Annotated in this window: 24 protein-coding genes; 5 read left to right on the top strand and 19 right to left on the bottom strand. The window is 70.2% G+C overall.

The window, feature by feature from the left end; genetic code table 11:
* The first annotated feature begins 4 nt into the window (after positions 1-4).
* Both ACIBZJ_RS27670 and ACIBZJ_RS27665 read left to right on the top strand, forming a co-directional pair.
* Positions 5-1,159, top strand: coding sequence for an alpha/beta hydrolase family protein (locus ACIBZJ_RS27670; RefSeq protein ID WP_395934550.1), 1,155 nt, complete (start codon positions 5-7; stop codon positions 1,157-1,159).
* Positions 1,160-1,267: 108 nt separating this feature from the next.
* On the top strand, positions 1,268-2,281 hold the full coding sequence (locus ACIBZJ_RS27665) for an MFS transporter (protein WP_395934548.1): 1,014 nt from the start codon (positions 1,268-1,270) through the stop codon (positions 2,279-2,281).
* On the opposite strand, the gene ACIBZJ_RS27660 is transcribed toward ACIBZJ_RS27665, so the two are convergent.
* From ACIBZJ_RS27660 to ACIBZJ_RS27645, 4 genes are all read right to left on the bottom strand, one after another.
* Positions 2,235-2,750, bottom strand: coding sequence for a hypothetical protein (locus ACIBZJ_RS27660; protein WP_395934546.1), 516 nt, complete (start codon positions 2,748-2,750; stop codon positions 2,235-2,237). The two genes, ACIBZJ_RS27665 and ACIBZJ_RS27660, sit on opposite strands and share 47 nt — an antisense overlap.
* 4 nt (positions 2,751-2,754) lie before the next feature.
* Positions 2,755-4,011 carry an amidohydrolase family protein gene (locus ACIBZJ_RS27655; RefSeq protein WP_395934544.1) on the bottom strand — a complete coding sequence of 419 codons (1,257 nt, stop codon included), beginning with the start codon at positions 4,009-4,011 and terminating at the stop codon, positions 2,755-2,757.
* A gap of 135 nt (positions 4,012-4,146) precedes the next feature.
* Positions 4,147-4,824 (bottom strand): response regulator, encoded by a 678-nt coding sequence (locus ACIBZJ_RS27650; protein ID WP_395934542.1) that lies wholly within the window; start codon positions 4,822-4,824, stop codon positions 4,147-4,149.
* On the bottom strand, positions 4,821-6,005 hold the full coding sequence (locus ACIBZJ_RS27645; protein WP_395934540.1) for a sensor histidine kinase: 1,185 nt from the start codon (positions 6,003-6,005) through the stop codon (positions 4,821-4,823). The genes ACIBZJ_RS27650 and ACIBZJ_RS27645 overlap by 4 nt, the downstream gene beginning before the upstream one ends.
* A 182-nt stretch (positions 6,006-6,187) precedes the next feature.
* On the opposite strand from ACIBZJ_RS27645, the gene ACIBZJ_RS27640 reads away from it, so the two are divergent.
* Complete coding sequence (locus ACIBZJ_RS27640; protein WP_395934538.1) at positions 6,188-8,383, top strand: MMPL family transporter; 2,196 nt, start codon at positions 6,188-6,190, stop codon at positions 8,381-8,383.
* Positions 8,384-8,475: 92 nt separating this feature from the next.
* On the opposite strand, the gene ACIBZJ_RS27635 is transcribed toward ACIBZJ_RS27640, so the two are convergent.
* From ACIBZJ_RS27635 to ACIBZJ_RS27575, 13 genes are all read right to left on the bottom strand, one after another.
* A complete protein-coding gene (locus tag ACIBZJ_RS27635; protein ID WP_395934536.1) occupies positions 8,476-9,309 on the bottom strand; it encodes an enoyl-CoA hydratase in 834 nt (277 codons plus the stop codon).
* 41 nt (positions 9,310-9,350) lie between these two features.
* A complete protein-coding gene (locus ACIBZJ_RS27630; RefSeq protein WP_395934534.1) occupies positions 9,351-10,181 on the bottom strand; it encodes an SDR family NAD(P)-dependent oxidoreductase in 831 nt (276 codons plus the stop codon).
* A gap of 62 nt (positions 10,182-10,243) precedes the next feature.
* Entirely contained in the window at positions 10,244-11,191 is a 948-nt protein-coding gene (locus tag ACIBZJ_RS27625) for a PDR/VanB family oxidoreductase (RefSeq protein WP_395934861.1), read from the bottom strand.
* A 29-nt stretch (positions 11,192-11,220) separates the two neighbouring features.
* Positions 11,221-12,387: a thiolase family protein gene (locus ACIBZJ_RS27620; RefSeq protein WP_395934532.1), complete on the bottom strand. Its 1,167-nt coding sequence runs from the start codon at positions 12,385-12,387 to the stop codon at positions 11,221-11,223.
* A 94-nt stretch (positions 12,388-12,481) separates the two neighbouring features.
* Complete coding sequence (locus tag ACIBZJ_RS27615; protein WP_395934530.1) at positions 12,482-13,522, bottom strand: acyl-CoA dehydrogenase family protein; 1,041 nt, start codon at positions 13,520-13,522, stop codon at positions 12,482-12,484.
* Entirely contained in the window at positions 13,519-14,733 is a 1,215-nt protein-coding gene (locus tag ACIBZJ_RS27610) for an acyl-CoA dehydrogenase family protein (RefSeq protein WP_395934528.1), read from the bottom strand. The genes ACIBZJ_RS27615 and ACIBZJ_RS27610 overlap by 4 nt, the downstream gene beginning before the upstream one ends.
* The gene (locus ACIBZJ_RS27605; protein WP_395934526.1) at positions 14,720-15,859 is read right to left on the bottom strand and encodes an acyl-CoA dehydrogenase family protein; all 1,140 of its coding nucleotides are present in this window, start codon (positions 15,857-15,859) and stop codon (positions 14,720-14,722) included. The genes ACIBZJ_RS27610 and ACIBZJ_RS27605 overlap by 14 nt, the downstream gene beginning before the upstream one ends.
* On the bottom strand, positions 15,840-17,111 hold the full coding sequence (locus tag ACIBZJ_RS27600; RefSeq protein WP_395934524.1) for an acyl-CoA dehydrogenase family protein: 1,272 nt from the start codon (positions 17,109-17,111) through the stop codon (positions 15,840-15,842). Before ACIBZJ_RS27600 ends, ACIBZJ_RS27605 begins: the two co-directional genes overlap by 20 nt.
* Positions 17,112-17,199: 88 nt before the next feature.
* Positions 17,200-18,417 (bottom strand): amidohydrolase family protein, encoded by a 1,218-nt coding sequence (locus ACIBZJ_RS27595; protein ID WP_395934522.1) that lies wholly within the window; start codon positions 18,415-18,417, stop codon positions 17,200-17,202.
* A 135-nt stretch (positions 18,418-18,552) separates the two neighbouring features.
* On the bottom strand, positions 18,553-19,392 hold the full coding sequence (locus ACIBZJ_RS27590) for an SDR family NAD(P)-dependent oxidoreductase (protein ID WP_395934520.1): 840 nt from the start codon (positions 19,390-19,392) through the stop codon (positions 18,553-18,555).
* Between the two features lie 45 nt (positions 19,393-19,437).
* Positions 19,438-19,878 carry a hypothetical protein gene (locus ACIBZJ_RS27585; RefSeq protein WP_395934518.1) on the bottom strand — a complete coding sequence of 147 codons (441 nt, stop codon included), beginning with the start codon at positions 19,876-19,878 and terminating at the stop codon, positions 19,438-19,440.
* Positions 19,871-21,226 (bottom strand): amidohydrolase family protein, encoded by a 1,356-nt coding sequence (locus tag ACIBZJ_RS27580; RefSeq protein WP_395934516.1) that lies wholly within the window; start codon positions 21,224-21,226, stop codon positions 19,871-19,873. The genes ACIBZJ_RS27585 and ACIBZJ_RS27580 overlap by 8 nt, the downstream gene beginning before the upstream one ends.
* 37 nt (positions 21,227-21,263) lie before the next feature.
* Complete coding sequence (locus ACIBZJ_RS27575; protein WP_395934514.1) at positions 21,264-21,722, bottom strand: cupin domain-containing protein; 459 nt, start codon at positions 21,720-21,722, stop codon at positions 21,264-21,266.
* A gap of 283 nt (positions 21,723-22,005) precedes the next feature.
* On the opposite strand from ACIBZJ_RS27575, the gene ACIBZJ_RS27570 reads away from it, so the two are divergent.
* Positions 22,006-22,980 carry an alpha/beta fold hydrolase gene (locus ACIBZJ_RS27570; RefSeq protein ID WP_395934512.1) on the top strand — a complete coding sequence of 325 codons (975 nt, stop codon included), beginning with the start codon at positions 22,006-22,008 and terminating at the stop codon, positions 22,978-22,980.
* A gap of 40 nt (positions 22,981-23,020) precedes the next feature.
* A complete protein-coding gene (locus tag ACIBZJ_RS27565; protein ID WP_395934510.1) occupies positions 23,021-23,938 on the top strand; it encodes an SDR family NAD(P)-dependent oxidoreductase in 918 nt (305 codons plus the stop codon).
* A 49-nt stretch (positions 23,939-23,987) separates the two neighbouring features.
* On the opposite strand, the gene ACIBZJ_RS27560 is transcribed toward ACIBZJ_RS27565, so the two are convergent.
* Together ACIBZJ_RS27560 and ACIBZJ_RS27555 are read right to left on the bottom strand one after the other, a co-directional pair.
* On the bottom strand, positions 23,988-25,157 hold the full coding sequence (locus tag ACIBZJ_RS27560) for an LLM class flavin-dependent oxidoreductase (protein ID WP_395934508.1): 1,170 nt from the start codon (positions 25,155-25,157) through the stop codon (positions 23,988-23,990).
* Between the two features lie 31 nt (positions 25,158-25,188).
* Complete coding sequence (locus tag ACIBZJ_RS27555) at positions 25,189-26,076, bottom strand: SDR family NAD(P)-dependent oxidoreductase (protein WP_395934506.1); 888 nt, start codon at positions 26,074-26,076, stop codon at positions 25,189-25,191.
* Between the last annotated feature and the right edge of the window lie 5 nt (positions 26,077-26,081).

The raw sequence follows: 26,081 nt of genomic DNA, 5'->3' as shown, positions 1-26,081 counted from the left end.
AAACATGAGTGTGGCATTCAGCAGGTGGCCGGAGCGGTACGTGTGGTCGTTCCAGGTCACGCGGTTACTCGGTCTGGCCGACTTCGGCGGCTCGGACGTCACCGAGGTGCTCGAGACCTGCGACCGGATCTCCCTCGACGACAATCAGAGCTGGGACCGGGCGTGGTTGCAGACGGCCGAACTCGTCGAAGAGCGCGGGCGACGCGCGGAGGCCCAGGGAAACTGGATCAGTGCGCGCAATTTCTACCAGCGCGCGACCAACTACTATCGCGCCGCACAATTTTTCCTGGTGCCGAAGAATCCGGATCGCCTCCGGATTCTCCGCAAGATCGACGAGGTGTTCGAGGCGGCGGCCCGGTATCTCCCGGTCGCACCGGAAAAAGTGTTCATCCCCTATGAGGGCAAAGAACTGCCCGGGTATCTCTGGCGGGTGCCCAATGCGGTGGCGACCGTGATCCAGCTCAACGGCGGCGACGAGATTTCCAGCGAGAACTGGTTCACGGCCGGTAGCACGTTCGTGGAGGCGGGCTACAACTATTTCGTCTTCGAGGGACCCGGAGTCGGTCTGACGCTGCTCGAGAAGCGCGTTCCGCGCCGCCCCGACACTGAGCACTACGTGGGGCCGGCGATCGATTTCCTGGAGAGCCGGAACGACTGGGTGCAGACTCCGTACGTTCTCGTCGGCACCAGTTTCGGGTCGTTCGACGTGCTGCGCGCGGCGTCCTTCGAGAAGCGCACGGCGGCGGCCATCGCGTCCTCGCCGGCCTACCGGCTCGATTGGGCCAACCTGGTCAAGTGGATGTCACCCGAGTTCCGCGAGTACGCGCACGAGACCGTCGGCGCGAAGGACCTCGACGAACTCGTGAACGACCCGCAGTTCGGGTTCTCGCTGGAGGGGGCGCTGCCGCACATGTCGTGCCCGCTGCTGCTGATCCAGGGTGACGAGGAGTTGCTGGTGCAGCCGACACCGCTCTCCCAGTTCCTGCGCATCTACGAGGAGGCGGGCACGGAGAACAAGAAGATGGTCTTCGTCGAGAAGTCGGGACGTCTCGGCGGGATCGAGCACTGCCAGAAGGACAACGTGCACCTGCAGCACGACATCTGGTTCAACTGGCTGGGCGCCCTCGGCCTCGGACCGGCTCCCCGCGCGGCAGCCTGAGAGAGACAACCCGTGGGGTGAGCGATATCGGCTCACCCCACGGGTTGTCGCTGTAGGGATTCGCACGCCCGATAGCAGAAGCACCACCACGCTGGGACCGGAAATTCGTTGTTCACTTATTTCCATGTCCACTCCTCCCAGCTCATCGGTTCCCCGCCGCGAATTGTCCGCGGCGACCGTCGGAACCGTCGTCGAGGGATTCGACGGACGGATCGCCGATACGCGCGGCCGGAAAGCCGCCCTTCTGCTGAGCGTTTCCACGATCTCGATCAGTTCGCTACTGCTCGCCGCGGTCCCCTCAGCCGACCGGATCGGCTGGCGATCCTGCTGGCGGTCAGCCCGGACGGCATCGCCGCGGACGGCTGGCGGATCGGCTTCCTCGCCGCCGGGCTCCTCGGTCTGGTCGCGTTCTGGATCCGGACCGGAGCGCAGGAGAGCAACGCGCTCGAACTCGAGCGTCCGGCGCACCCGACCGGGCGGCGGACGCTGCTGCGTGCCCATCTCCGGCCGCTGCTGGCGGTGTTCCTCCTGACCGTGGGCGTGATTTCCGCGAACTACTACTTCTCCCTCTCGATGCCGGTGTATCTCGACAGCATCGGTGCGGTCGCCGAAGAGGACTCGGCCGGCCAGATGCCCGTCATCACGGTGGTCTTCATCGTTCTGACGGTTGCTGCCGGATGGCTCGCCGATCGGGTAGGCGGCCTGCCGATGGCCCGGGCCGGGATGGTCTGCGTAGCGGTCGCGACGGTGCCGATCACGGTCGCGCTGGCGTCACGAGAGCTCCCGTTCCTTCCGGGCATGGTGCTCTACGTCGCGTTCGTGGCGATCGGGTTCAGTCCGATCGGCACGCTCGTGACCCGTCCGATGCCGGCTCCGATCCGGGTGCTCGGAGTCGGGCTGGCCGGCACCGCGGCCGTCGTCCTGGTCGGCGGGACCTTGCCGCTGGTGGTCCAAGCGCTGACCGCGGCGGGCCATCGGACGCTCGTCCCCTGGTACGTCGCCGCCCTCGCCGTGGTGGGGTTGGCCGGCTCGCTGATCGTGCGCTCGACCGACGTCTACCCGAAGCGGGTCGTGGTCACGGATGACGCCGTTCCTCGAACAGCGCCCGAGCCGTCTCGGTGATCGTCGGCGCCGCCGCGCGCACGGAGGCGACGTCGGCGTCCTCGGCGAGGGCGGTCGCCCCGGCCCGGCGCAGCATGTCGGGGAGGCGCTGTTCCAGGGTGCGCAGCGCCCACGGGATCAGGTCACCGCAGGCGTCCCAGTCGTAGTCGACCTTCTCGTGGGAGCCGTCCGGCCGGATGTAGTGGTAGTGCAGGTGCGGACGATCGCCGAAAGCGTCGAACCGCAGCCGCTCCCGCATGTCCTCGGTGGAGTAGACGTGCAAGGTGATCCCGACGTCGTCGACGTCCATCTTCGTCGCGAAGAACTTCATCATCTCCGGGTCGTGCCCGTAGTTCTCCTCGATGATCCGGGCGTTGAGCTCGCGGAACTCCACCCCGAAGGTCAGGCGACCGGCCTCCACGTAGCGGGTGTTCTCCGCGATCGGCATGACGAGGTCCTCGACCTGGCCCTGGGGAAAAGCGTCTGACATGGACTTATCCTTTCCGGCTCGTGATCAGGGTCGACCGCTCGATCAGGTCGTCGGGCGGGAGCGGGCACTGGTACAGCGCCGCGGCGTTCTCGAAGCAGAGCTTGGTGACGGTCGACGCCGGTAGATGCCCCAGATCCCGGCGGAACAGGTCCTGGCTGTGGGGCCAGGAACTGTCCGCGTGCGGGTAGTCGCACTCGACCATCACGCGATCTGCACCGATGAGGTCGAGCAGCCGGAACGCGGACGGGTCCTCGATCGAGGTGAACCAGAAGTTCCGGCGCACCAGGTCGATCGGGTGCGGATCGGTCGACGACCACACGTCGTTCTCGCCGCGCCGGTCGTAGCTCCGCTGGAGGCGTTCGAGCACCGTCGGCACCCACGACACCCCGCCCTCGGACATCGCGATCTTGAGGCCGGGGAACCGGATCGGCACCTTGGAGAAGACCCAGTCGACCACGGCCGCGAACCCGCTCATCGGGAACAGCGCCACGAGCACCGGAATCGGTGAATCCTCGGCCGGCTGCGTGATCGTCCCCGAGGAGCCGACGTGCAGGTTGACCACCGTCTCGGTCTCCTCGCACGCGGCCAGGAACGGATCCCAGTGCATACTGTGCACGCTGGGGAAACCGAGACCCTCGGGGTTCTCCGAGAAGCTGACCGCGTGGACTCCCCGGGCCGCGTTGCGGCGAACCTCCTCGGCCGCCAGCACCGGGTCGGCGAGGAACGGCATCTGGCACGGGATCAGACGGTCGGGGTAGGCGGCACACCACTCCTCGACCACCCAGTCGTTGTAGGCCCGGACGCAGGCCAGCGCCACGTCGGGATCGGGCAGCCGCGATAGCGACTTCCCGGCGAATCCCCAGGTGACCGAGCCGAAGTTCAGCGACGCCCACATCCCGTTGAGATCCATGTCGCGGATGCGCGCGTCGACGTCCCAGACGCCGGGGCGGTACTGGTCGTAGCGCATGGCGACCTGGTGGGCCTCGTGTTGTGGCCGGCCGACCGCGCCGTCGGTGCCCCCGAGGTAGTGCAGCTTCCCACCGAAGTCCCACGCGGGCAGCCCGTCGGCGTCGACGAACCGCGGCGCCCGGTCCCGGTACTTGGCCGGCAGCCGGTCGAAGAGCGTGGGCGGCTCCAGGACGTGGTCGTCGACCGAAATCACCGGGCACCAGATTTCGCGGGGCTCGGGATCGGGCAGCAGCGTGAGCTCCCCGGCTACCGCCGTGCCGTAGCGCTGCGCAACGTCGTCGAGCTTGGCCATCGGGGTCCTTCCCACGTCCGTTCGAGAAGCAATGCACGCAGTCCGATCCTCACCTCCCGCCGATTGCGGAAACAGGCTCGGGTGATGCCATCACCCGTCGTTCCAGGTAGCGCACGGTCGGATCGACGGCGCCGGTCAGGACTCCGGCGGGTCGTCGCCGGGCTGGACGAGACCGCTCTGGTAGGCGACCACGACGAGCTGAGCGCGATCGCGGACGTCGAGCTTGGTCATCGCCCGGTTGACGTGCGTCTTCGCGGTCAGCGGCGAGACGTGGAGGCGGCCCGCGATGTCGTCGTTGGAGAGCCCGTGGGCGACCAGGACGAGGATCTGACGCTCGCGGTCGGTGAGCCGATCGAGGCCGGGGTAGGTCCGCGCGGTACGACGCCCACCGGCGAACCGGGCCACCAGGCCCCGGGTCGCGCGGGGTGAGAGCAACGCCTCGCCCTCGGCGACCACGCGGATCGCGGCGACCAGGTCGGCGGGCGCGACGTTCTTGCCGAGGAAGCCGCTGGCGCCGGCCTCCAGCGCGCGCAGCACGTTCTCGTCGTTCTCGAACGTGGTGAGCACGAGGACGCGCACCCCGGCCAGCCGGTCGTCGGCGCAGATCCGGCGGGTCGCTTCGATGCCGTCCAGATGCGGCATCCGGATGTCCATGAGCACGACGTCGGCCATCGTCGTGCGGGTGAGGTCGACGGCCTCCCGGCCGTCGGCGGCCTCACCGGCGACCTCGAGCTCCGGCTCGGCGTCGACGATCATCCGGAAGCCGGCACGGATCAGCGCCTGGTCGTCGGCGAGCAGCACGCGGATCGTCACGACCGTCCCTCCAGATCCGCGACCGGGACGTCGGCGGTGATCGGATGGCTCTGCTCGTCGGCGGGCAGGACCGCGAGGACGCGAAAACTGCCGTCGTCGGTCGGACCGGTGACGAGCGTGCCCTGGGCCGCCGCGGCTCGCTCCCGCATACCGACCAATCCGTACCCCGATCCGCGGACCGGGTGGCGGACCGGGTGCCCGAGGCGGTTGGTCACCTCCAGCGCCACCAAGTCCGGGGTGTACGTCAACTCCAGGCGGGCGCCGCCGTCGCCGTAGCGGTGCGCGTTGGTCAGGGCCTCCTGGATGATCCGGTAGGCGGCCATGTCGGTCATCGCCGGCAGCGGACGCGGCGTGCCGCGCTCGTCGACGTCGACCCGGAAGCCCATCGCGCGCAGGCCGTGCAGCAGGTCGGCCAGGCGGTCGAGGCCCGGCGTCGGTTCGGTGCTCGCTACCTCGTTCGGGTCGCGGAGGACTCCGACGACCGACTGGATCTCGGTGAGCACGGTGTCGGCGGCCTCCCGGATGTGGACGAGGACCGGCCAGACGTTCTCGGCGTTCTGCCGGAGCACATGGGTCGCCGCGCCGGCCTGGACCGAGATCACCGCGATGTGGTGCGCCACGACGTCGTGCAACTCGCGGGCGATGCGCACCCGCTCGTCGATCACCCGGCGGCGCGCCTCCTCCTCCCGGCTCAGCTCGGCCTGCCGGATCCGCTCGGTGGCCTCGGCGAGATAGGCCCGGCGGGAGTGGACCGCGTCGCCCAGTGCGGCGCTGCCGAACACCCAGGCGAGCAGCCGCAACGAGTCGATCCGCCACCAGTAGTGGAAATCGAACAGCAGCCCGGCACCGACCAGCACCGTCAAGGCCGCGGCCACGTGGAGCCACGGACGCCGGTCGGCGTGGGTCGCGACCGCGTAGATCGTGACGCCGAGCACCAGAAGCATCGCGTTCGACGGCGTTCGCAGGACGAGCGTCACCATGACGAGCACGGTGTTCACGAAAAGAACCGGCACCGGGTACCGGCGCCGCAGGGCCACGAGGGCCACGGCGGCGCACGCGAATCCGATTCGCCGGGCGGGGGGTTGACCGCTCTCGATCTGCAGTACCAGGGCGGTCAGCGCGAGGCCGAGTGTCGTGTCGAGCAGCGAGGTCCGACGCCACCCGATCTCAGATCGTCTCATCGCCTCTGACGGTAGGGCAGCCGCGACGGCGTGGCGTCGTCGAAGCGTGGTAGCGGCGCTTCCCCGCACTACCGCCGTCGCAGTAGGCCGTTGCCTGCGTCGGACAGACGACGGCGAGCCCCTCCGACGCCAAGGTGGAGACCGCAAGCAACTGTTCGACGAACACGAGGGACTGACTCCACATGGCTACGCTTCTGTACCGGCTCGGCCGGTTCTCCTATCGACGCCGCCGGCGGATGACCGCCGTCTGGCTCCTGCTGCTGGCGCTGTTCGGGCTCGGGGCGGTCACGCTGTCCGGACCGAGCGTCGAGGGGCTCTCGATCCCGGGCGCCGAGTCGTCGCGGGCCCTCGACGTCATCACGGACAAGATGGGCGGCAGCGGCGACAACGCGTCCGCGAACGTGGTCTTCACGGTCGGCCGGGACGCCCGCCTCACCGGAGCCGGGCAGCGGGAGGCGATCGAGCGAGCGGTGGTCGCGTTGCGCGAACTCCCGCACGTCGACGGCGTCACCGACCCGTTCGGGGCGGGCACCGTGTCGTCGGACAAGCGGACCGCGTTCGCGACCGTCCGCTACGACCTCCGATCCGACGACCTCCCCGCCGATACGCCGGACAAGCTGCTCGACGCCGGACGCACCGCGCAGACCGGCGGGATCACGGTCGAATTCTCCGGCGACGCCCTCGGCGAGGGTGACGAGCCGCTCACCGAGGTCATCGGCGTGGTCGTCGCCGCCGTCGTGCTGATGATCACGTTCGGCTCGCTCGTCGCCGCCGGACTGTCGCTGCTCACCGCGGCGCTCGGCGTCGGCATGGGCATTCTCGGGATCCAGGTGGCCACCGGGTTCGCCGATCTCACGTCCAACACGTCGGTGCTCGCGCTCATGCTGGGGCTCGCGGTCGGGATCGACTACGCGCTGTTCATCGTGTCCCGTTACCGCGGCGAGCTGGCGAAAGGCCGCGACGGCGAGGAAGCGGCCGGCCGGGCCGTCGGCACGGCCGGGTCGGCGGTGGTGTTCGCCGGTCTCACGGTGATCATCGCGCTGGCCGCTCTCTCGGTCGTCGGGATTCCGTTCCTCACCAGCATGGGTCTGGCCGCAGCCGGCACGGTCGCGGTCGCGGTCCTGATCAGCCTCACGCTGCTGCCCGCGCTGCTCGGGTTCGTCGGCGCCCGCATCTTGCCCCGCAAGCGACGGACGACACCGATCCATCCGCATCACGCACGTCCGGCGGCCGGCCGGCGCTGGGCCCGATTCGTCACGCGGCGCCGGATCCCCGTCCTGGTGGCGGCGGTCGGGCTGGTGCTCCTCGCCGCTATCCCCGCTCTGGACCTCCGGCTCGCCCTCCCCAGCGACGCGTCCGCTTCGCCGGCGAGCACCCAGCGCAAGGCGTACGACCAGCTCGCAGACGGTTTCGGCGCGGGCTTCAACGGACCGCTGGTCATCGTCGTCGAGGCCGGCGCCGGTGCCGCCACCGACGCCGCCGCTCAGGCCCGAACGAGGCTCGCCACGCTGGACGACGTGGTCCAGGTGTCGGCGCCGGCGGCCAACGACGCCGACGACACCGCGCTGCTGACCGTGGTTCCGCGCAGCGGACCCGCCGACGAAGCGACGAAGGATCTCGTCACGGCGATCCGGGGCCAGGAAGCAGCGTTCTCCGCCGACACCGGAGCGATGCTCGCCGTGACCGGCACCACCGCGGTCGGGATCGACGTCTCGACGACACTCGCCGACGCGCTCGTGCCGTACCTGGCGGTGGTCATCGGGCTCGCGCTGCTCCTCCTCCTGCTGGTCTTCCGCAGCATCGCCGTGCCGATCAAGGCCGCCCTCGGGTTCCTGCTCTCGCTGGGTGCCACTTTCGGGGCCACGGTGGCCGTGTTCCAGTGGGGCTGGTTCGCCGACCTGATCGGCCTCGACACCACCGGGCCGATCGTCAGCATGATCCCGATCTTCCTGATCGGCATCCTGTTCGGCCTGGCCATGGACTACGAGGTCTTCCTGGTCACCCGCGCCCGCGAGGAATACGTGCACGGCGCTAGCCCGAACGACGCCGTCGTCGCCGGTGTCGGGCACGGCGCCCGCGTCGTCACCGCGGCCGCGATCATCATGATCAGCGTCTTCGCGGGATTCATCCTCGGCGACGAACCGATCATCAAGTCGCTCGGCTTCGCGCTCGCGTTCGGCGTCGCGGTGGACGCGTTCCTGATCCGGATGACGATCGTGCCGGCCGTGCTCTCGCTGCTCGGCCGGGCGGCCTGGTGGCTTCCCCGCTGGCTCGACCGGCTGCTGCCCGACGTCGACGTCGACGGAGCGCAGCTCGACGTGAGGACCGCCGCCGACGACGAGGCGCCGGACCGCGAGCTGGCCGACGCCCCGTCGTAGGTCGTCACCGCCCCTGGGCGTTCAAGCGAACGGAACGTCGTTCGCTTGAACGCCCGAGGGGAACGCCGCCGCCGGTGGTCCGTCCGTCGCGATCAGCTCCCCGGCCGAGCGCCGGCCGAGCGGTGCGGCTGCGGCGGCTCTCCGGCGTGCCGTCCCGCCTCGACAGCCGGGCGCTCGGAGAGCCGACGGCGGAGCGACGCCAGCCGTTCCTGGAAGTGGGAGGTCCGAGCGGACACCGCCTGGGCGCGGACCTCGATCTCGGTCGCCTGGTCGTGCGAGAGCGGCCCCGCCGTGAGGCGCATTGTGGCCTTCGTCGTCTCCAGGAGGGATCGCGGGACGGACGCCGCACGCTCCGCGAGTTCCCGCGCCGCCGTCAGCAGGGCGTCGTCGCTGTCGTACCGCCGCCAGACGAGGCCCGTCCGCTCCGCCTCGGTGGCGTCGAGCACGTCGCCGAAGAGGGTCATCGCCCGCGCACCCTGGCCACCGAGAGCACGCTCGATCATCCAGGTGAAGCCTCCGCCGGGATGCAGTCCCAGCTGCAGGAACCGGACGTCGAACCGGGCCGTCGGACCGGCGAGCAGCACGTCGCAGGCCAGCGCGAGGTTGAGGCCCGCGCCCACGGCGGCGCCGTTGACAGCCGCGATCGTGGGTAGCGGGCATCGTGCTACCGCCAGGAAGCCGGAGTAGATCGACCGTAACCGCTCGTGATCGGCGTCCTGGAGCTCGGTGAGATCACCGCCGGCGCAGAACGACGGCGGCTCGCCCGTCAGGACGACGGCACGGACGTTTTCGTCGGCCACGACCTCATCGAGGACGGCTACCACCTTCGCGGCGAGATCGAGATCCATCGCGTTCCGGCGGCCCGGGTTGGCAAGGGTCAGCGTCGCGACGCCGTCCTGGATCGTCGGTCGGACCTCGGAGCTCATGCGTTCTCCCGGGATGGCGGGTCGGAGGGGGGCGAGCGGCCTCAGACCGTGAACCCGCCACCGCAGACGACCGTCTGCGCGCTGATGTAGTCCGACTCGGGGATGCACAGCAGGTACACGGCCCCGGCCGCTTCGGCCGGCGTCCCGGCCCGCCCGAGCGGGATCATCTGCTCCATCGTGGTGAGGAGCTCGGGATTGACCCCCACCTTGATCTCGTTGCCCTGCACCTCGATCGTGCTTCCGCCACCGGCCGGAGCCTCGGTGAGCCGGGTCCGGATCAAGCCGAACGCCACGCTGTTGACCGTCACGTTGTACCGGCCCCATTCCTTGGCGAGGGCCTTGGTCAACCCGGTGACGCCTGCCTTCGCCGCGGAGTAGTTGACCTGCCCGGCGTTGCCGCCCGTCCCGGCGATCGACGAGATGTTGACGACCTTGCGGCACGGGACCGGCTCGCCCGCCGCCCTCGCCCGCTTCACCAGCTCGGCGATGACCGGCTGGGCGGCCCGGAGGATCCGGAAGGGCGCCTTCAGGTGCACGTCGAGGATCGCGTCCCACTGCTCGTCGGTCATCTTCTGGATCACCGAGTCCCAGGTGTAGCCGGCGTTGTTGACGACGAGGTCGAGGCCGCCGAACGATTCCACCGCCGTCCGCACGAACCGCTCGGCGAAACCGCTGTCGGTGACGCTGCCCGCGCAGGCCACCGCCCGGCCGCCGGCCGCCTCGATCGCGGCGACGGTCTCCTTGGCCGGACCCTCGTCGAGGTCGTTGACGACCACGGCGGCCCCCTCGCCGGCCAGCTTGCGGGCGATCTCGGCACCGATGCCCCGTCCCGATCCGGTGACGATGGCGACCTTGCCGTCGAGTGTGCTCATGTCAGGGGTCCTCTCGGTTCTCCGGTTCGGGGCTAGGCCCGTGATGACGGCGGATGGTCCGCTCACAGATCCAGGACGAGCTCGGCCGTCAGGCTGCGGGACACGCAGACCATCATCGTGTCCCCCGCCTCGCGTTCGGCCGGCGTCAGCACGGAGTCCCGGTGATCCGGCCGGCCGCCGCGAACCGCGGTCTCGCAGGTCCCGCACGAGCCCTCCTCGCAGCTCGACTCGACCTCGACGCCCGCGTCCTCCAGCGTCTGCAGGATCGAACGGTCGGCGGCCACCGGGAGGCTCCGCCCTGACCGCGCCAGGACGACCGTGAACGCCAGGTCGACCGCATCCGGGTCTCGCTCGGCGGGCGTGAACCTCTCGACGTGCAGTCGTGCGGGATCGCGGCCCTCGTGGTGGTGCTCGACGGCGGCCAGGAGGCCCTCCGGGCCGCAGCAGTACACCTCGGTCCCGCGGGGCTCGGCCCGCAGCATCTCGCGGACGGGAATCAGGCCCTGCTCGTCCTGCGGGAGCAGCCGCACCCGGTCGCCGTGGGCCCGCAGCTGCTCGCGGAAGGCCATGGCGGCGAGGGACCGTCCGCCGTAGACCAGCCTCCAGTCGCTCCCGGCGGCCTCCGCCGCCTCGATCATCGGCAGCAGCGGCGTGATCCCGATGCCGCCCGCCACGAACAGCGTGCGGGCCGACGGGGTGTAGGCGAAGTGGTTACGCGGTCCACCGCCCGGGACGACGTCGCCCACCGCCAGGTCGTCGTGCACGCACGCCGAACCCCCACGGCCCGAGGGCTCGCGGAGCACGGCGATCTGCCACCGCGACCGGTCCCCGGCCGGCCCGCACAGGGAGTACTGGCGCACCAGGCCGTTGGGCAGGTGCAGGTCGATGTGGGCGCCCGGCGACCACTCGGGAAGCGGCCGTCCGTCGGCGAGGACCAGGTCCAGCGCCACCACACCCGCCGCGGGGACGCTCCGGTCCGCCACCCGCAGAGCCAGGGTGCCGCCGATCATCGGGCGGCCGGGCGGTGACGGCGGGAACGTCACAGGAGCTCGACGATCGTGGCGTTGGCCGTCCCGCCGCCCTCGCACATCGTCTGCAGGCCGTACCGGATGTCCCGGTCCCGCATGTGGTGGAGCAGGCGGGTCATCAGGATCGTTCCGGACGCACCGAGCGGATGCCCCACGGCGATCGCGCCGCCGAGCGGGTTGAGGAGCTCCTCGGCCACCCCGAACTCGGCCTGCCACGCCAGCGGCACCGGGGCGAACGCCTCGTTCACTTCGAAGGCTCCGAGATCCGACAGGGAGAGCCCGGACCGCTTCAGCACTTTCGCCGTGGCCGGGATCGGCCCGGTGAGCATCATGAGCGGATCCGACCCGGCGACGGCGCCGGAGTGGTAACGCGCCATCGGGGTCAATCCCAGCTCCCGCGCCCGCTGCGCGGAGGTGATCAGCACCGCGGAGGCTCCGTCGGAGATCTGCGACGAGTTGCCGGCGTGGATCACTCCGTCCGCGCGGAAGGCGGGCTTCAGCGCCGCCAGCTTCTCGGCGGAGGTTCCCCGGCGCAGCCCCTCGTCGGAGGCGAACCCCGGCTTGCCCGGCACCGCCGCTAGCTGCCCGTCGAAGGCACCGGAGTCGATCGCGGCGGCGGCGAGCTCGTGCGAGCGAGCCGCGTACTCGTCGAGCCCGGTGCGGTCGAGTTCCCAATGCCGGGCGATCCGCTCGGCCCCGAGGCCCTGGTTGAAGTCCCCGTCCGGGAACTCCCCGGAGGTCAGGCCGGCCGCGTACCGCGCCCGGGTCAGCGGTCCGAACTGGCTGCCGAGGTCCCGGCCGGCGTCCAGCGGGACCCGCGTCATCGTCTCGACGCCACCGGCGACCACCACGTCGTACTGCCCGGCGAGCACCATACCGGCGGCGAGGTCGAACGCCGACTGGCTCGATCCGCAGGCCCGGTTGATCGTGACGCCCGGTACGGACTCGGGCCAGCCGGCCGCGAGGACCGCGTACCGGCCGATCTGCGCGGCCTGGTCGCCGACCTGGTTGACACAGCCCCACAGAACGTCGTCCACGAGCGATGGATCGATGCCCGTACGTTCCTGCAACGCGCGCAGCACGGCCGCCGAGAGGTCGGCGGCGTGCACGTCCGCGAGCGTCCCGTTGCGCTTCCCGATGGGGGTCCGCACGGCGTCGATGATCACTGCGTCGGTCATGGTTTCTCCTGCCGTCTGGATCGATGTGGTCGGCGACTGGCCCGCGGCGCACCGGTGGGATTCGCGACCACGACGTGCGGCGTCGGTCGCGCGCTCATCGGGCCAGTAGGGGCCACAGACCGGCGGTCCCCTGATCGGTCACCCGAGAGCCGAGGTGCGCCGGCCAGCCGCCGTCCACCTCGTCCTCCTCGCGCCAGGCCCAGAGCCGCGTCGTGATCCGGCGCAGGTCGTGCTCGCGCGTGACCCCGATCGCGCCGTGCACCTGGTGGGCGATCCGTGCGACCGGACCGGCCGCCTCCGCGCACCGGGTCCTGGCCGCGGCGATCGCGAAGGAGGCGTCCGCCACGCCGAACCGGTCGGCGTCGAAGGCCGCGGCCTCCGCGGCGGCCCGTGCCGCCGCGACCTCACCGGCCGCGAGCGCAAGGCTCTGCTGGATCGCCTGGAACGACCCGATCGGCCGGCCGAACTGCTCGCGTTGCCCGGCGTAGCGCACCGCCAGAGCCAGCGCGCCGGATGCCGCCCCCGCCAGCAGGGCCGCCCTCGCCAGCGCCGCCCTCAGCGAGACCTCGAGCGAGGCCTCCGGCCGCACCGTCCCGACCGCGACGGGAGCACGGGCGAGGTCCAGCACGTCCCGGGGCTCCTCGGCGATGTTCGCACCGCGCGTGACACGAACCCCGTCCGCGGCCGTGTCGACGAGCAGCACCCGCCCCGGCAGGGACACCACGACGGCCGCGACCGCACGGCCCCACGGCACCCGCGTCACCGTGCCGGTCGCTCGTCCCTCCACCACCTCGAGCTCCCGCCCGACGACCACGGCGAGCGGTCCACCGGGCACGTCGAATCCGGCGGTGTGGAGCAGCCACGCGGCGAGGTCCGTCTCGGCCAGCGGTACCCGTGCGGCGAACCGTCCGGCCGCCACGAGCATCTCCGCCGCGTCGGCGAAGCTCGCCCCGGATCCGTCCCCCGCCTCCGGCGCGGTCAGCCGGGCGAGCCCCGTGTTCTCGCACGTCGTCCACAGCGCACCGTCGAACCCGGTGCCATCGAACCCGGTGCCGTCAGGCCCGGCGTCGTCGGCGCCTCGGGCGGGCCACGCGTCCCCGAACACCGCCTCCGCGAGCTCCCCGATCTCGTTCATCGCAGGCCCAGCCCTCGTGCCACGATCCCGCGCAGGATCTCGTTCGTCCCCCCGCGCAGCGTGAACCCGGGCGAGAGGAGCACGGCACCGGCGAGCAGCTCCGCGTACCCGCTCCCCCCTCCCGGCTCCGGCACGACCCCGGGCCACACGCGGCGCGCCACGTCGATCACCTCGTTCTCGAAGCGGGTCCCCAGGTCCTTCACCACCGTCGCGGCGAGGTCGGGAGCCTCCCCGGCGTCGAGGGCACCGGCGACCGCCAGCGACATCCGGCGCAGGGTCCAGAAGGACGCCGCCAGCCGTCCCAGCTCGGCCCTTCGCCCGGCGTCGAGGTCGTCTACCTCGCGCAGGAGCGCTGTGACCAGCGGGAAGGTCGACAGGTACCGCTCTGGCCCGGAACGCTCGAAGGCGAGCTCCGAGGTGACCTGGTGCCAGCCGCGACCGATCTCGCCGAGCACCATCGAGTCCGGGACGACGACCCGATCGAACACCACCTCGTTGAAGTGGTGGGCACCGGTCAGCAGCCGGATCGGCCGGATCGTCACCCCCGGCGAGTCCAGGGTCACGATCATCTGCGACAGCCCGGCGTGCCGGTCCCCGTCGGCGTTGGACGACGTCCGCACCAGCGCGAAGAACGCGTGGGCGCGGTGTGCGCCGGAGGTCCAGACCTTCGACCCGGTCAGCTCCCACCCGCCATCGACCCGGACCGCCCGGGAACGGACCGACGCCAGGTCCGAGCCGGAGTGCGGCTCCGACATCCCGATCCCGAAGTACACCTCGCCGGCGGCGATGCCGGGCAGGAAACGCTGCCGTTGCCCCTCGGTGCCGAATCGGAGCAGAGACGGCGCGATCTGACGGTCGGCGATCCAGTGTGCGGCGACGGGTGCACCCGCGGCGAGGAGTTCTTCGGTCACGACGTAGCGCTCCATCGCACCGAGCCCGTGACCGCCGTACACGGCCGGGACGGTCATCCCCACCCAGCCGCGCGCGGCCAGCTCCGAGCTGAAGCGTTCGTCCCAGCCGGTCAGCCACGCGTCGATCCTCGGCCGCCACCGGCCCGCCGCCTGCTCCCCGGCGAGGAATTCCCGCACTCGGTCCCGCACCTCGTCGGACCCGTCGGGCACCGCCGCGGGTGGGCGCACGAGATCGGGCAACGCGGGGATCCGCTCGCCCCGGGGCCGGGACCTCGCCCGGAGAGCGTCAGGAGCCGGCATCGGTCAGGAGCCTCTCGAGTCGGTCGGCCCGCCGACCGATCTGGAGGTCCAGCGTTTTCGCCCGCTGCGACCAGAGGTACAGACCACCCTCCAGGGCGTATCCCATGCCGCCCCACACCTGGTGCGCGGCGAGGGTGGCCTCGATGTACGTGCCGCGCAGCCAGTCCTCCGCCGCGACGATCTCGCGGGTCGCGGAACGCCCCTCCGAGACCGTCCACAGGGCACGGTAGGCGGCGATGCGCCCGGCCTCGAGCCTCATCGCGATGTCCGACAGGTGGTGCTGCACGGCCTGGAACGACCCGATCGCGACACCGAACTGCCGCCGCTCGGTGGCGTAGGCCACCGTCCGGTCCAGCACGGCCTCGATCCCACCCAGGATCTCCATGGTGCGCAGGACGCGAACGCAATCGTCGACCCCGCGGTCGTCGGCCTCGAGCCCGGAGCCGGCGTCACCCGGCCCGAGCAGGGCGTCGTCCGGGACCACGACGCCGTCGAGGACGACCTCGTGGAGCGCGTCCTCCCCGAACGTCAGGTAGGGGTCGACGTGCACGCCGGCAGAGCCCCGCGGCACCGCCAGCAGGGCGAGCCGTGAGCCGGTCAGGTTGGCAGGCACCCGCGCCAGGACCAGCAGCACGTCTGCCCGTTCCGCGTTGGGGACGTACGCCTTGGTGCCGCTGATCGACCAACCCGAGGTGACCCGTCTCGCGGCGGTCCTGGTCAGGCCGAGGTTCTCGACGACACCGGGTTCGGCCAGCGCGACCGCGGCGACCAGCAGACCGTCGCACAGCGACGGGAGCCACCGGCGCTTCTGGACGGCGGTGCCGAGCCGGTCGAGGTAGAGCCCGGCAGCGACCGTGCTGGACAAGGTCGAGGGGACGAGTGCTCGGCCGGCCTCGCGGAAGGCAAGGCCCAGATCGAACACACTCGCTCCGGCCCCGCCCCATTCGGGATCGAACGGGATGCCCAGCCATCCGGCGCCCGCTACGGCCCGCCAGACCTCGTCCGAGTGGCCCGTGCCGTGCGGGGTCGACGCGGCCCGCACGACCTCGGTGGGGCAGACCCGCTCGAGCATGCGCCGGGACTCCGCGACGAAGGCCTTCCGTTCGTCATCCAGCGTGAGATCCACTGGAGGCCACCTCCTTGACGACCGGCCGGGGAGTGGGTGTGCCCGTCCCGGCGGACGGTGCCCGGCGCGCGGACCGCGGCAGCCCGAGCCCTCGCTGCGCCACGATGTCGCGCATCACCTCGTTCGTGCCGCCCGCGAACCGCAGCCGCGGCGTCCGCCGGTACAGGAACTCCCCGAGGCCCTTCATGGGCGCGCGGGCATCGCCGCGTCGGACGAGCCCGGCCAGGCCGTAGGTGCTCATCGCGAAGTCCGCGAGCCGGGCCCGGAGCTCGGACGACAGCACCTTCTGCGCCGTGGCGGAGACCGTCGGCGACTCCCCCCGGTCGAGCGACTCGGCGATCTCCCAGCTGAGGAGGTTCACCAGGTCGACCTCGACCATGAACTGCGCGAGCTGCCGGCGCACCTCCGGACGGTCGAGCAGGACCGTGCCGTCCACGGCCGTGCGCGCGCAGTACCGCCGAAGGTCCTCGACGAAGGTCACGAGGTGCTGGGAGAACCCGACCTTGATCCGGTGCAGGTCCAGGGCCGCAGTGAGGTACGTCCAGCCCTGGTTCACCTCACCGACGAGGTAGCTCCTCGGCACCCGCACGTCATCGAAGAACGTCTGGTTCGTCCGGATCTCGCCCCAGGTCCTCACCTCGCCGTAGGAGACACCCTCGGCGTCCATCGGCACGATCATCAACGACAGCCCGCCGTGCCGCGCTCGCTCGGACGAGGTCCGCACCAACATCCACTCGTGCGTCGCCAGGTGTGCCTCGGTGTTCCAGAGCTTGGTCCCGTTGATCACCCACTCGTCACCGTCGAGTTCCGCGCGGGTGGACAGGCTGGCGAGGTCCGTGCCGGCATCGGGCTCGGAGTAGCCGATGGCGAACTTGATCTCTCTCGACGCGATCCTGGGCAACCAGTGCTGCCGGTTGTCCTCGGTGCCGTGGTGGATGAGGATCGCCGCGATCTCGGTGACGTCCAGGTCGAGGTGCGGCGCACCCGCGCGGTCCAGCTCCTGCATGAAGATCAGTTCCTGGCGGGCGGTGAGCCCCATGCCGCCGTACTCGCGCGGCCAGGTGACCGTGAGCCAGCCCTGTTCCCCGAGCCGCCTGGTGAAGTCCGCCGCGACCGGATCGCCACCCACCTGGTCGCCGAGCGGGATCCCCTCGAAGATCCTGTCGTTGTGCGACCGGTCCCAGTGCTCCTCGAGGAAGGACCGGACCTTCTGCTGCCAGCGCTGCTCCTCGACGGAGAGATCGAAATCCATCTCTAATCCTCCCACTCGTCGCTGGCATCTCGACCGGTCGGGATGCCAGCCGAGGCAGTCCAAGTCCACGGATGTTCCAGCACCCGGCCTACTCGGCGAGCCCGATGTCCGCGAGCTTGAGCCCGTAGTAGCGCATGGCGTTCTTGTACAAGACGTTCTCGGTCTGCTCGGGGGTGAGGCCCGCGAGCTTCACCTCGAGCACCTCCCGGATGTCGTCGCCGACCAGACACGTCGGATGCGGGTAGTCGGTCTCGAACATCACGTTGTCGAGGAGGTCGCCCGCGACCTCGGCGAGCTGCTCGAACCAGACGTTGATGTACACCTGACGCCGGAACAGATCGCTCGGCAGCACGTCCGGGCTCATCTCCGGGTGCTGCTCCCAGGGCTTGTACCGCTTGTAGTGGACGTCGATCGCCTCCAAGGCGAAGGGCGCCCATCCCGCACCGGTCTCGATGATCCCGAAGTTGAGGTTCGGGTAGCGCGCAAGGATCCCTGAGGTGAGGAGGTCCACTGCACTGATGGTGTTCTGGAACAGCATGGAGACGGTCGAGTAGATCTGCATCGACGGAGTGCCGGTGATCCGCTGCCGGTTCTCGTTGTGGAAGTTCTCGAAACCGCCCGCACCGGCGTGGAAGCTGACGGAGAGCCCCGTGGCCTGCGCCGCGGCCCACATCCGGTCGTACTGCGGATCGGGCAGGATCGGACAGCCGTGGATGTCCGGCCGGCCGGACATGACGAGCCCCTTCATCCCCATCTCGGCGCAGCGCTCGATCTCCTTGACCGCGCCCTCGACGTCCCAGTACGGGATGCACGCCAGCGGGATGAAGCGGCCCGGTTGCTGCTGCGGCCAGGTCATGATCCAGTCGTTGTACGCAGAGACGACCTTCAGGCCGAAGTCGAGGTCCGCACTCGGGGACTCCCGGAAGATGTCCGGGCCCAGGATCGTGAGGTTGGGGAAGGTCGTCGCCGCCTGGATGCCGAACTGGTCCATGACCTTGACCCGCTCGTTGGGGTCGTACGACGACGGGTGGACCTCGGCCAGGGTGCGCGGCAGGTGCGCCCACTCGTCACCGTCGTTTCCCGTCGGTGCGTTCTCCCGGTTCTCCACCGGGTCGTCCTTGCCGCCCTTGATGACGCTGAAGACGGCGCCGTGGACCGCGGTGTCCCCGACGTACCACATCTCGCGACCGGTCGACGGGTCGACTTTCACGTGCGGCACGTTCTGCGCGTCCTTGGCCGGGAAGCGGCTCGTGAAGATGTCGGGCGTTTCCATGACATGGGCATCGGCGTCGATGATCGGTATCACGTCGTTCCTTCCGTTTCGATGAGTACTTGACTCCTGGCGTCGGGTCACCTGACACCTCCGACCGCGAGGCTAGCATTGGTACCGACCGGTCGGAATGCTGTGCGGGCAGGCGTCTAGGGAACGGCGAGACGGCGTTCAGGCCTTCGGGCCCGCGGTCAGCGTGCGGATCCCCTCAGCGACCCACTTCCAGTAGCCTCCGGCGGAGAGCCCCTGGTCCACCGTGACGGCGGAGCCGTTCATGTGACGCGAATCCTCGCCGGCGAGGTACTCGATCGTCGCGGCGAGGTACTCGCCCGTGATCCGGCCCGTGTCGCGCTCGTCGAAGGGTGCCGGTTCGTAGCCGTCCCCGAGCCGCTCCTTGCCCCGTTGGTCCTCGACGTGGTAAGCCGCGTCGCCCTCGGCCGCACCGAGCACGACCGCGTTGACCCGGATCCCCCGTTCGGCGTACTCCTGCGAGAGCGTCTTGGTGAGGGCGATGACCCCCGCCTTGGAGGCGACGTAGGCGGACATCCTCGGCGGCCCGTACCCCTGCCCGTGGGCCGACGCGATGTTGACGATGTTCCCCGACCGCTGCCCGACCATCGCCCTGAGCGCGTGGGCGGACATGTAGAACGTCCCCTTCAGGTTCGTGTCCATGACCTGGTCGTAGTTCTCCTCGACCAGGTCGTGGGTGTCGATGAAGGGCGGCCAGGTCAGCGTCGCGGCGTTGTTGACCAGCAGGTCGACGCGCCCGTAGCTCCGGACCGTCGCCTCGACGATCTGCTCGCAGTCCTCCACCCTGCTCACGTCACCCTGGACGAACAAGACGTCCGCGCCCTCGCCCGTGAGGGCCTTTTCGAACTCGAGTCCACGGTCCTTGCGCCGGCCCGTGCCGACGACGCTCCAGCCCCGTAGCGCGAGTCCCCGCGCGATCCCGCGCCCGAACTTGCCCGTGACCCCCGTGACGACGGCCACCCTGCCGTTCTTCTCGATCATTGCTCTCCACTCCTCGGTGCCCGCGCCGGCGGCACGGGACGATCGTCAGTCCTGGTAGTCGATTTCCCCGAAGAAGAGGGAGGTGTTGGCGAACGGGCCGACGGCTTGCTCCCGCAGGCGGGTGATCCGCTTCCACAGCTGGTCGGTCGCCGGCGCGCCGGCGACCCGGTCACCGACGGGCCAGCCGAGCTCCTTCGCGCGGGCCGCGGCCACCTCCAGATCCGGCACGCGGTGCACGACGGCGAAGATGCCCTCGCCCTTCCGGGCCAGGAACCCACGCACGGCGTCACCAGCCGGACCCTCGCCGTTGCCGGGTGCGGCCACCTCGAAACCGCTGTCCCAGGAGACGAACACACGGAGCCCGGGCACACCGGTGAACTCCTCGAACTCCGTGTCGAGCAGCTGCGCGAGACGCTCCGCGTAGCCGGTCAGGTTGTCGGGCTCGACCGCCCAGACGACGTGGTCGATCCGATTGTGGTCACGCATTGCTCGTCGCCGCCAGGTCGTCGACGAAGAGGGAGGACACCTCGTCGGAATCGATCTTCTCGTAGGATTTGCGGTAGCCCGCGCGCTTCGCGAAGTGATCGACGATCCGCGGGTCCACGTCGGACTCCAGCTTCAGGTCCTGCGACCGCGGACCGATCCGGTCGGCCACCTTCTGCAGCGCCTCGCGATCCAAGCCGTAGCACCGGATCGCGTTGTCGCCCACGATGGCGCGGACCTCGTCGACCGGGAGCCCGGTGAATGCTTCACGGAACCAGTCGAAGGTGTTCGGCCAGGTCGACTCCGGATGCGGGTAGTCCCGCCCGAACATGATCCGGTCCACACCGATCTCGTGCCGCAGCCGAACCTCGGAGGCCTTGATCGAGGACGCACCGGCCCAGCAATGGCCGTGCCAGTACTCGCTCGGGCTCTTCTTCAGCGGGGTGTCGCCCCGGCGGTACCGCTCGTCGAGCAGGGCCATCATCGCCGGCACCCAGTCGGAACGGCACTCGGTCAACGCGAGCTGGAGGTTCGGGTACCGGTCGAAGACCCCGCCGAGCATGAGCGACCACGTGACCCGCGCCGGGATGTAGTCGAGGTCGAGCGGGCCACCCTTGGTGTTGAGGAGGGCCTGCAGCATCTCGCGGCCGTCCTTCTCGTCGTCCGCGCCGAAGATCTGCTCGAGGAAGCCGAACCACTTGCCCTGCGGATGACCGTGGCCGGCGTGCACGGAGAGAACCAGGCCGAGGTCGGCGCACGTCTCCCAGAACGAGTCGTAGTGCTCGTCCCAGAGCGGGGGAAGGTCGTCGTCGAGAATGACGCCGGGGACGGCGACCGACCGGAAGCCGTGCTCGGCGGCCCACCGCAGCTCGCGTACCGACTCCTCGATGTCGTGAGCCGGCCCGGGGTTGGCTACCCCGATCAATCGGCCTCCGGACTTCGCCAGGACGTCGCCGAACCACCGGTGGTAAGCGCGGGCACCGGCCGCGCGCACGTCGGCCGGGTAGGGCCGGTTGGTCGCGCCGAAGAACGGGGTGGTGGCGGTCTGCGCGCCCACGAGTACCAACTCGGCCGCGATGCCCTCCCGGTCCATCTCCGTGAGCCGGCGCTCCAGGACGAAGTTCTCGTCCACACCGCCCGACCTGATCGCCCCCTCGGTGTCGATCAGGTCCAGCTCCTCCTCCGGGAAGGCACCGAGCTTCCCGGTCCAACCGAGGAACTGCTCGTTCTCGCTTTCCAGCTCGTCCAGCCGGTCCAGGTACTCCTTCTCCAGGTAGGGACGGAAGGACGCCGGAGGTGGAGCCACGTGGCTGTCCGCCGAGACCAACAGGAAACGCTCCGCTTGTGTCATGACTTTTCCTTCGCTCGTCGGTACCCGCACCGTGCGTCTACGGCTCGTGGACGAGTCGCGCCGGGTTGCGCTCGGTCACATCGGTCGTCACGGTCCGCACACTCCCCTCTCGGAATTCGACGTACCGGCAGCCCTCGGGCCCGGCGACGAAGCCGTACGCCGTCCCGGCCGGCGTGAAGTAGCCGTCCCCGGGGTTCAGGACGTGGCTCCCCTGCCGCATGCTGCCCTCGACGATCAAGATGAGCTGGCCCGTGTTGTGCTTGTGCGCCAGCACGTGAGTGCCCGGCGCGACGTCGGACTCGACCAGTGAGACACCCTCGTCGCCCTGGTCGAAGAGGATCCTGTTGCGGAGCCGACCTTTGAGGAACTCGCGGTAGGTGTCCTCGGCGATCGAGTCGGGCATCTTCATCTGGCCCGTCATCTGGCTGTCCCCGAACACCACGACCTCGTTGTCGGTGTGGTGGAAGAACACGGTCTTGGACTTGGCCGCCGTCATACCTTCGATCCCCTCAGCGTTGATGGGCGTCTTCTCCAGCTCGATCGTCCGAGCAATCCGACTGGTCGGTATGCTAGCGCCGTGTGACTCACATCGCAACGAGTTCCGGATCATCGGGTCCGCATTCCCGCGCTCCAGTGACGTTCCTCTTGACGACACCCCACGGCGCAACGAAGCTGAGCAAACCGACCGGTCAGTACTTTGGCGCGGTCGGACGTCACCGCCGACGAGGGAAGGACTGATTCCGATCAGCGCGAACAATCCCGCCGGGATCCACACCGAGATGATCCCCACCAACGGGCTGCACCTGCACGCGGCACACGAAGGCGAGGGCGAGCTCGTCGTCCTGATCCACGGCTTCCCCCAGTCGTGGTACGTGTGGCGGCACCAGGTCCGCCCGCTGGTCGGAGCGGGCTACCGGGTCATCGCCCCCGACCAGCGGGGCTACGGCTTCAGCGACTGCCCGCCAGGCGTCGAGGACTACGACATCCTGAAGGTCTCGGCCGACATCGTCGGTCTCGCCGACGAGGTCGGTGCCGACACGTTCACCGTCATCGGCCAGGACTGGGGCAGCATCACGGCCTGGCACGTGGCGCTGCTGTACCCGAACCGCGTCCGTGGGGTGCTGGGCTTCTCGGCCCCCTACGTCCCGAAGATCCTGCGCAACTGGGCAGCACCCTCCCAGTACGCCGACTCGTTCTGGTACACCCGCTATTTTCTGCAGCCGGGTGTCGCGGAGGCCGAGCTGGACGCCAACCTCGAGCGCTACCTCATGTGGATGTGGCACGCCGCCAGCGCGGACAACGACGTGAACGTCCTGGACATCATCTGTGGCGGCCCGAAGGACCGGAAGCTGCTGGACGGTCTCGGCCCGACCCCGACGACGATCTCCGGGCACAGCCCGGCCGACGTCGAGTACTGCCTCGACCTGTATCGCGCCTCCGGTATGCGGGGATCGCTGAACTACTACCGCAACATGCCGCGGATGCGCGAGCTCACGCCGTGGCTCGAGGAAGCACGCATCCTGGTCCCCGCGATGTTCGCCTACGGGAGCGCGGAGCCGGTGGCCCATCGCAGTGCGGAGTTCGACTCCAGCCTCACCAAGGCGCCGCTCGACCAGCAGGACGAGTACTTCGCGCAGCTGCTGGACAAGGTGTGCATCCCCGACGCGGGCCACTGGCCGATGGTCGAGCAGCCCGAGGCCGTGAACAAGGTCGTCCTCGACTTCCTCTCCCGGGTCGCCCCGACGGGGACCTGACGAGAACCGGCATCCGTAACCGATCGAAGGAGCACGACCAGTGAGCCAGCAGCTCGACTTCACGGGCAGAGTCGCGATCGTCACCGGCGCCGGCCGTGGCATCGGCCGCGACACGGCACTCGGCCTCGCCCGGCGCGGCGCGAAAGTCCTCGTCAACGACTACGGCGGCGGCCCGGACACCCTGCGAGCCGGGTCGATCGACGTGGCCCAGTCCGTCGTCGACGAGATCCGGACGGCCGGAGGCATCGCCGCCGCGGACGGTACCAGCGTCGGGCCGGGCGAAAGCGCCGCCACCATCGTCGACCACGCTCTCGCCGAGTTCGGCCGGGTGGACATCGTCGTGAACAACGCCGGCGGGGGTGCGGACGGCCGGGTCCCCGACCTGTCCGACGCCGAGGTCGAGGGCCAGATCGGCTCGCTGCTGCTCGGGCCGTTCATGCTCATGCGCAGGGCCTGGCCGCACCTGCTCGAGCAGCGCTACGGACGCATCGTCAACGTCATGTCCGCCGCCCTGCTCGGCGTCGAGCTCCACGCCGCCTACTGCGCGGCGAAGGCCGGCCTCATCGGGCTCACGAACTCCGCCGCCGCCGAGGGCGCCGCGCACGGAATCGCGGTCAACGGGGTCTGGCCGGTCGCCGGCACGCGCCTGAACGATGACCTCAAGAACAAGGACCAGGACATGTACGACCGGATGATGCAGTTCCGGCCCACTCAGGTCGCCGAGTCCATGATCTTCCTCGCCTCCGAGGCGTCCGAGGTGAACGGCGAGATGTTCAGCGTCGGCGGCGGCCGGGTCGCGCGGATCGGCTTCTCCAGTGGCGGAGGGTACGTGGATCGCGACGTGACGGCGGAGGACCTCGCCGCGAACATCGACGTCGCGCGCGCCATGACCGATGCCGTCCTCGTGACCAGCGCCAAGCAGGAGGTCAACCGCTTCCCGGTCGCGCTGCCGGGCTGATCCGTCACCACGAGGTCCACCGCCTCCGCGGAGGCGGTGAACCTCCCGCTCAGGGCGCTACCGGGCTCCAGCTGCCCTGCTTCAGGGCTCGGTAGATGTCCATCCGCCAGCGGATCGAGTCCGACTCGAAGGGGTCCCCGTAGGTCCGGTCCCCCAGCCCGACCATGTCCACCGGCTGCACCAGCGTGGCCCCGGCGTCGACGAAGGCGTGGATCCGCGCCGTGACCTCCTCGGGCGAGCCCGTGAGGAACGATCCGGCCACGACCTCGTCCGAGATTCCCGCCATGGCCGTGGAGAACTGCTCGTCGGTCATCGTGCGCGCGTCCCACTTGATCGAGTACTCCCAGCCGTCCGGGAAGGGCGGCTCGATCCCCTCCTCGAACCAGCGCCCCTGCGGGGTCCGCCCCCACAGGCCGGCCAGCAGCCGGATCATCGGGTTCTGCAGCGTGGCCCGGATGACGTCGGGGTCCTCGTGGATGAGGCAGTTGGGGATGATCGCGAAACCGAAGGCTTCGGGATCGCGGCCGGCGCGTTCGACGGCCTCCTTGACGGCGAGGACGCGCTTCGCGTAAGCGTCCGGGTTCGGTTCCGCCATCGGCAGGCAGGTGACCCAGCCGTCCGCGTACTTGGCGGCGATCTCGGTCAGCCGGGGACCGCCTCCCATCGCCCAGAACTCGGGCCGGTGCGACCGTTCCGCCCCGAGGTACGCCCCCTCGAACTTCCAGACGTTGCCCTCGAAGTCGAAGGGCGTGTCGCGCTCCCACAGCAGCTGGTAGAGCCGGAAGTGGTCCTCGAGGCGCGCCAGGCCCTGGGATCGCTGGTAGCCGAACGGCTTTACGTTGTAGAGCTCACCCACCGACACCCAGACTTGTGCCCGGCCCTGGGTCAGGCTCGCGAGGGTGAGCCCCGCACGGAAGAGCTCCGCGGGCCCGTTGCGGATGGCGTTGATTCCACCGTGGATGACGCCGAGCCCGGGGTGGGCGACCGCGGCCACGGCCAGGGACACGGCCGGGTCGTACCAGGAGCTGTTGTCGGAGACGCTGGTCCGCAGCCGCTCGATCTGCGGCGGGATGAAGCCCGACAACGCCAGGACGTCCGGGGCCGAGACGAAGTCGACCGTGCCGGCCTCCTCGAAGATCCGTCCCATCTGCGGGTCCATGCCCACGGGGGTCCACCGCGCGGGACGCAGCGGGAACGCGGTGCGAACCGATCTCGCCATCGAAATCGTGCTCCTTCCGGAAAGGTGTCGGTCAGCCCGACACGGGCGGGGTCCATCTCGTGACCGACTCGGCGGCCAGGGCGTCGTCCAGGTGCTCGGCCACCGCGTCGAGGTCGAGCTCCCGGCTCCCCCAGCCGCCGGTGACGTCCAGCGTGACCCGCGCGAACCGCCCCGCAGAGGTGGCGAACACCTCGCCGTTGAGCGTGCACGACTCGTGCGCGAGGTAGGCCACCACCGGGGAGACCAGCGACGGCGGCATCCCCGCCGCGAACCGCTCCAGCACGGCTTGCGGCAGGTCCCCTGCGGTCTCCGTGACCATGCGCGTCGCGGCCCCCGGAGCGATCGCGTTGACGCCGATGCCGCTCGCCGATCCCTCCGTGGCGAGGCCCAGGGTCAGGCCGAGCACGGCGCCTTTCGCCGCGCCGTAACCCGCCCAGGTCGGGACTCCGAGCATCGCCGCCGACACCGTGTTCACGATGCGGCCGTAGCCGGCGGCGGCCAGCGGGCCCCAGGCGGCCTGGCAGACGTGGAAGGTCCCGAAGAAGTGCACCCGCAACAACGACTCGACGTCCGCCTGGCCGAGCTCCGGGAACGGGCGGGTGATCACGTTGCCCGCGTTGTTGACGACGATGTCCAGGCGCCCGAACCGCTCCAGGGCGGTGCCGACGATCGCCCCCGCGCCCTCGGCGTCGGCGACCGAGTCGTGGTTCGCGACCGCGACGCCGCCCGCCGCCTCGATCTCTTTCACCACCTGGTCGGCGACGTCGACCGCCTCGCCGGAGCCGTCCGTCGCGGTACCGAGATCGTTCACGACCACCGCGGCACCGTGTGACGCCAGTTCCAGGGCGTGGGCCCGGCCGAGGCCCCGCCCCGCGCCGGTCACGACTGCGACCCTGCCGTCGAAACGCAATGCTGTCACGGCCT

Source organism: Cryptosporangium sp. NPDC051539, from assembly GCF_044454545.1.
In the GTDB taxonomy this organism is placed as follows: domain Bacteria; phylum Actinomycetota; class Actinomycetes; order Mycobacteriales; family Cryptosporangiaceae; genus Cryptosporangium.
This window is presented reverse-complemented; position numbering and strand designations above follow the sequence as displayed.